The following is a 3,726-nucleotide window of genomic DNA, read 5'->3' on the forward strand; positions in this document are numbered from 1 at the left end:
ATTCGACACAACGGCGCAGCACTTGAATTACACCTCCCCCCCCCCCCATAATCCCGAACCAAACGCCAATAGGCTGGACGCCGGAAGCGTCAGGCCCAAGGCATTGTGCCACGAGGAGCGCGACGCTTCAAAAGCATCCGCACCGCTGAGGAGAACCGTGCCGAAGACTTTTTTGAACGCTTCCCCCTGAATGGAAATACTCACAGCAAGGGAAAGCCTCTTGCTGAAAACGCTCAACGGACACTTCCCTGCCGCGATGGCAGACCGTCTCGATTTTGCGATGCCGCAGCGCCATTTAATCGCTACAAGAAACATAGCGACGTACAAAACCGGTCAGAGCCATCATCGGCTTTTTCCTGCTGCGCTCCCTCTTACCCGCCTGGCCTTCGGCCTGGTCTTCGCCAGCGTTGCCGGAATCATGGTCTATATCTCCCTCGACGAACTCCTCCCCACCGCCGAAGAGTACGGCGAACACCACCTCGCCATCGGCGACCTGATCGGCGAAATGCTCGTCATGGCCGTGAGCCTGTTGCTCTTTGCATGAAAGAGCAAGAGTGCCGCCCTTATAGTTTTGCAAGGAGAGTAATAACGTGATAATCCTCTGGATTTTGCCTTGGTCAATGACCTATGCTGACGAACACCAATCGCTAATCTATTTATTCAGCCTGGAACACCTCTTGAAAATCATACGTGTTTTTTGTAAATATTACATGTAGATCAACTAGACATGTTTTGTGAGGCTACTGTTTTTTAACATTTTATAATTGATGCGGTGAGTGGCAAATAAAATGGGCCGAGCTGTGACCCTCAAGCCAGTAAGACCGTTTGGTTCCATTCACTCTTTTTCCTAATCATTTTTAATAAGTACCAAAAAATGGCTACAAAAACACTTGAATTTGTATTCAATGGTAGTTGGGATGGCTATGGTGGAACAAAGCACCATACATTCACTGACTTTGGAGGTGTGCCCGGGCGAGTGGTTGGAACAAGAGTTGTCAGTGTAGAAGATCGGGAAACGAAATCCAATTGGCAGAAGATTGAAAACATCGGTGAAACCAATATCAACGTATCTGTAAACTATAGCTCTTTTACAGACGGCATCCATAAGTACGACTCAACAGTGACCGTCGAAGTGGCATACGACCCGGCACTGAACTGAGTTATTCCTCGGATTGAGAGGCTGGTAAAAAAACAAAAAAACTCCCGCAAAACCTTGCGTCTTGCGGGAGTTTTCATTGTCAACCGAACGCTGCCGATCGCGCAGCCGTCACTCCTCCTCTTCGGGCAGCTCGACCTTGATGTGCAGCTCCTTGAGCTGCTGGGCGGTGACTTCCGAGGGGGCGGCCATCATGAGGTCCTGGGCGGACTGGTTCATCGGGAAGGCGATCACTTCGCGGATGTTCTGCTCGTCGCGCAGGATCATCACCAGACGGTCGAGGCCGGGGGCGATGCCGCCGTGCGGCGGAGCGCCGTGCTTGAAAGCTTCGATCATGTGGCCGAAACGGGCGTCAACCTCCTCCTTCGGGTAGCCGGCGATCTCGAACGCCTTGTACATGATGTCGGGGCGATGGTTCCTGATCGCGCCGCTGGAGAGTTCGATGCCGTTGCAGACGATGTCGTACTGGTAGGCCAGCACGTCGAGCGGGAATTTCGATTCGAGCACCTCCATTTCGCCCTGCGGCATCGAGAAGGGGTTGTGCGAGAAGTCGATCTTTTTGTCCTCCTCGTTGTACTCGTACATCGGAAAATCGACGATCCAGCAAAACGACAGCTCGTCACGGTCGAGCGGGAACACGTCGGCGAACCAGGAGCGCATCCCGCCCATGATCTTGCAGGTCTTCTCCCACTTGCCCGCGCCGAAGAAAATGACGTCGCCGGTTTCGACGCCGAGCTGCTCCTTCAGGGCCGCCATCTCCTCCTCCTTGAGGAACTTGACCACCGGCCCTTTCGGACCCTCCTCGCGGAACTGGATGTAGGCCAGACCCGCCGAACCCAGCTCGCGGGCGCGTTTTTCGGCTTTGTCGTAGAAGAGGCGCGACTCGTTGCCCATGCCCTTCAGCACCATCGCCTTGACGCACGACCCCTCGGCGGTGTTCGAGGCGAACACCTTGAAGCCGGAGTTGACGAACAGTTCAGTGACATCCTGTATTTCCAGCGGAATGCGCAGATCGGGCTTGTCCGAGCCGTAGCGGTTCATGACGTCGCGGTAGCTGATGCGCGGGAACGGAAACTGCGCGATGCGCTTCTGCGACATCGTTTCGACCAGGTGCTTGAACATCCCTTCGAGAATGACGAAGAGGTCGTCCTGCTCGACGAACGACATCTCGATATCGATCTGGTAGAACTCGCCGGGGCTGCGGTCGGCGCGGGCGTCCTCGTCGCGGAAACACGGCGCAATCTGGAAGTAGCGCGGAAAGCCGGAGACCATCAGAAGCTGCTTGAACTGCTGCGGAGCCTGCGGCAGCGCGTAGAACTTGCCGGGATGCAGGCGGCTCGGCACGAGGAAGTCGCGTGCGCCTTCGGGCGAGCTGGAGGTGAGGATCGGCGTCTGGATTTCGATGAAATCGAGGTCGGTCAGATATTTGCGCACGGCGGCGGTGAGCTTGCTGCGGAAGATGATATTCTCGTGCAGCCTTTCGCGGCGCAGGTCGAGGAAACGGTACTTCAAGCGAAGCTCCTCCGAGGTCGGCATGAAATCGGCCACCGGGAAGGGCAGCGGATGGGCGATGCTTTCGATCGTGATCGAGGAGACGACCACCTCGATAGCGCCCGACGCAAGGCGCGGATTGACCGTCTCGTCGGATCGGAGCACCACCGCGCCTTCGGCGGAGATGACCGACTCGGAGTGCAGCCCTTCGGCAACCTTGAAGAGTTCGCCATTTTCAGGCTGGATCACAAGCTGGCAGATGCCGGTGTGATCGCGCAGATCGATGAAGATCAGGCCGCCGTGGTCGCGAATGCGGTGCACCCAGCCGCCAATCTTGACCGACTCCCCTTCCGAATTGCGGTTGAGAAGACCGCAATAGTGCGTTCTGAACCTGTTCTGCAAACCCTCCGCCGTTGTTGGCTCCTTGCTCATATAAATCGTGTATAAACCGTTTTGAAAGCCCTTGGGGGCTGAGATGAAAAAATGCCTGTGATCCCCCGGCCACAGCCGGATCGCGACGTTAGTAAAGACGACCCTGAATATCAGGAATTTTGCGCGAATTGTAAAACCCCGGATCGGGGCGCGGCGAAAAAGCGACGAGGGATCGATTTGCTGGGAAAGAGCGGGCCTCGGTTGCGCCCGCGCCTATCCCTCGGCCTCCCCGGCGAACCCCGCTATCTGGCCCTCCCATCGCTCATAGCTCGAAGGTTGCCGTTCCGGTCGATTCCGCGTCTAACTCGCAAAAAACTTTGCGACACGCTCTGCTCGAAAAACGAATTTTTCAGGAACAATCCGAAGTATTTACTTGAAAATCAGGCGTATTCTTCGTACATAGACGATGTAAGCCATGCTGTCAAGCTTATTATGTACCCCTTCCGAGACGGCTTTATATGGACGATAATGGCGTCATTGACCACGAGAGATCACCGATGTGTTAATAGCTGATAAGAAATTATTTTTAGACGCAAGTAGTGAAGCCGTTGTTTAATAAAGGATCCTCGAAGCAGAGCTTCGAGGTATTTAGAAGAGTTGGAGCTGCTGTGAATGCAACTTTTTATACTCAATTTCTCGACCTTGAC

3 protein-coding genes and 1 pseudogene are annotated in these 3,726 nt (G+C 54.8%); 2 read left to right on the plus strand and 2 right to left on the minus strand.

The features are described 5' to 3' along the window. Nucleotides 1-27: 27 nt before the first annotated feature. Nucleotides 28-315 (minus strand): hypothetical protein, encoded by a 288-nt coding sequence (locus EST62_RS13600; protein ID WP_167599373.1) that lies wholly within the window; start codon nucleotides 313-315, stop codon nucleotides 28-30. Nucleotides 316-326: 11 nt separating this feature from the next. Here EST62_RS13600 and EST62_RS13250 point away from each other — a divergent pair. Next, nucleotides 327-544, plus strand: a pseudogene (locus tag EST62_RS13250) (zinc transporter ZupT); the annotation flags it as partial. A 330-nt stretch (nucleotides 545-874) separates the two neighbouring features. Beyond that, nucleotides 875-1,159 carry a hypothetical protein gene (locus tag EST62_RS13255; protein ID WP_129052532.1) on the plus strand — a complete coding sequence of 95 codons (285 nt, stop codon included), beginning with the start codon at nucleotides 875-877 and terminating at the stop codon, nucleotides 1,157-1,159. 108 nt (nucleotides 1,160-1,267) lie between these two features. Here the strand turns inward: EST62_RS13255 and aspS are convergent, their stop codons facing one another. Continuing rightward, nucleotides 1,268-3,079 carry an aspartate--tRNA ligase gene (gene aspS, locus EST62_RS13260; protein WP_129052533.1) on the minus strand — a complete coding sequence of 604 codons (1,812 nt, stop codon included), beginning with the start codon at nucleotides 3,077-3,079 and terminating at the stop codon, nucleotides 1,268-1,270. Between the last annotated feature and the right edge of the window lie 647 nt (nucleotides 3,080-3,726).

The sequence above is a fragment of the Chlorobaculum sp. 24CR genome (assembly GCF_004118635.1).
GTDB lineage: Bacteria > Bacteroidota > Chlorobiia > Chlorobiales > Chlorobiaceae > Chlorobaculum.